The sequence below is a fragment of the Polaromonas sp. genome (assembly GCF_030682935.1).
Lineage (GTDB): Bacteria > Pseudomonadota > Gammaproteobacteria > Burkholderiales > Burkholderiaceae_C > Polaromonas.
Genome location: NZ_JAUXNA010000065.1, coordinates 1 through 1,921, shown reverse-complemented (window position 1 = coordinate 1,921; position 1,921 = coordinate 1). Strand labels below are relative to the sequence as shown.

Sequence of the window (1,921 nt, the reverse complement as noted above, 5' to 3'; positions counted from 1 at the left end):
GGCGAGATCGACCTGCACATCAGCGGCTGCATCAACTCCTGCGGCCACCACCACAGCGGCCACATCGGCATTTTGGGTGTCGACAAAGACGGCAAGGAGTGGTATCAGATCACGCTGGGCGGCTCCGACGGCTCCGCGCTGTCGGGCGCGCCGGCCACCGGCAAGGTCGTCGGCCCTTCATTTTCAGCCGCTGAGGTGCCCGAGGTGATTGAAGCCATTCTGGACGCCTACCGCGATCTGCGCCTGGCCATCGGCGACAAGCACGAAACCTTTATTGCCACGCTGCGCCGGGTCGGTGCGGACCCCTTCAAAGCCGCCGCCAACGCCGTCCGCGTGGGTTCCGCCGCCGTAGCCAAAGCCATTTAAATTCCCCAATCACTATGAAATTAATAGCTACTAACGCTCAGAGCACCTTGGCTACAGGCCAAAATGTCATTGAACTGGCGAATGATGCCGATCCCCGTGATTTGGTGCTGGCCGGGGTTGACCGCATTGACCTGAACTTTCCCAAGTTCTCCGATGGCCGGGCCTTCAGCCAGGCGTTTTTGCTGAGCCGCCGGCTCGGCTTCAAGGGCGAGATTCGCGCCACCGGCGATGTGCTGGCCGACCAGTTGGCGCAAATGGAGCGCAGCGGTTTTACCGCCGCGGTGCTGCGCGCCGACCAGGATCTGGCCGTGGCCGAGCGCGTGCTCGGCAGCTACCCGGGTTACGGCGTCGGCCGCTACCAGGGCGATGCCGTACAGATCAACCCCCATTTCGCCGCTTGACCAGGAGAGCTGCCATGAGTGCCATTTCACTTTACGCCAAGCCGTCGCCGACCTTTGCCCAAAAGCTCAAAGCCAGCAAAGCCCTGCTGCAGTCCGCCGCCGCGCAGTACGCGCCGCTGACGCAGGCCTCCAGCCTGGGCGCGGAAGACATGGTGATCAGCCATTTGATGGCCGAGACAGGCATTGCCGCCCGCATTTTTGTGCTCGATACCGGCATGCTGCACGAGCAGACGCTGGCGCTGGTGGGGCGGCTGGAAGCGCGTTACGGCGTGAAGGTAGACATTTACCAGCCCGATCCGGTGGTCGCTGAAAAGTTTGTCGCCGAGTTTGGCAGCGACGCGATGTACAAAAGCCTGGGCTTGCGCAAGACCTGCTGCGATTTTCGCAAAATGGAGCCGCTGGCGCGTGCGCTGGCCGGCAAAAAGGGCTGGATCACCGGCCTGCGGCGCGAGCAGTCCCATGCCAGGGCCGAAGTGCACGACGTTGAGCAGCAGGCCGAGCGCGCCAAGATCAACCCGCTGGCCGACTGGGCCTGGGGCGATGTCTGGCACTTTATTGCCGTCAACAACGTGCCCTACAACCCGCTGCACGACGAGTTTTTCCCCAGCATTGGCTGCGCGCCCTGCACCCGCGCCGTGACGCTGGGCGAAGACTTCCGTTCCGGCCGCTGGTGGTGGGAACAGGAAAGCGCCAAGGAGTGCGGCCTGCATGTGGCCGCTGATGGCACCCACGAAGCGCAGGAACCCGCCGCGTTTGAACCCCATTCCAGTCTCTCCAGCATCATCTCTATCCGGGAAATATCCGCATGAACGCAAGAACCGAACCCCAGTTGCTGGCCAAGCTGAGCAATGCCCACCTTGATGCACTGGAAGAGGAAACCATCTTCATCCTGCGTGAGGTGGCGGCCGCCTTCGAGCGCCCGGCCCTGCTGTTTTCAGGCGGCAAGGACTCGCTGGTGATGCTCAAATGCGCCGAAAAGGCCTTTGGCGTCGGCCGCATTCCCTACCCGCTCTTGATGATAGACACCGGCCACAATTTCACCGAAGTGACCGATTTCCGCGATCTGCGCGCCAAAGAACTGGGCGCCGAGCTGATCGTGCGCAATGTCGAGGATTCGATGAAGCGCGGCACCGTGCGCCTGGCCCACCCCGGCG

3 protein-coding genes and 1 pseudogene are annotated in these 1,921 nt (G+C 62.8%); all 4 read left to right on the top strand.

The window, feature by feature from the left end:
* Window positions 1–366 (top strand): annotated as a pseudogene (locus Q8K05_RS02470) (nitrite reductase); the annotation flags it as partial.
* Window positions 367–380: 14 nt separating this feature from the next.
* Window positions 381–767 (top strand): DUF934 domain-containing protein, encoded by a 387-nt coding sequence (locus tag Q8K05_RS02465; protein WP_305244957.1) that lies wholly within the window; start codon window positions 381–383, stop codon window positions 765–767.
* A 14-nt stretch (window positions 768–781) separates the two neighbouring features.
* Window positions 782–1,576: a phosphoadenylyl-sulfate reductase gene (locus Q8K05_RS02460; RefSeq protein ID WP_305244956.1), complete on the top strand. Its 795-nt coding sequence runs from the start codon at window positions 782–784 to the stop codon at window positions 1,574–1,576.
* Window positions 1,573–1,921: phosphoadenosine phosphosulfate reductase family protein (locus Q8K05_RS02455; RefSeq protein ID WP_305244955.1), on the top strand; the 349-nt coding region annotated here is incomplete at its 3' end. The genes Q8K05_RS02460 and Q8K05_RS02455, both read left to right, overlap by 4 nt.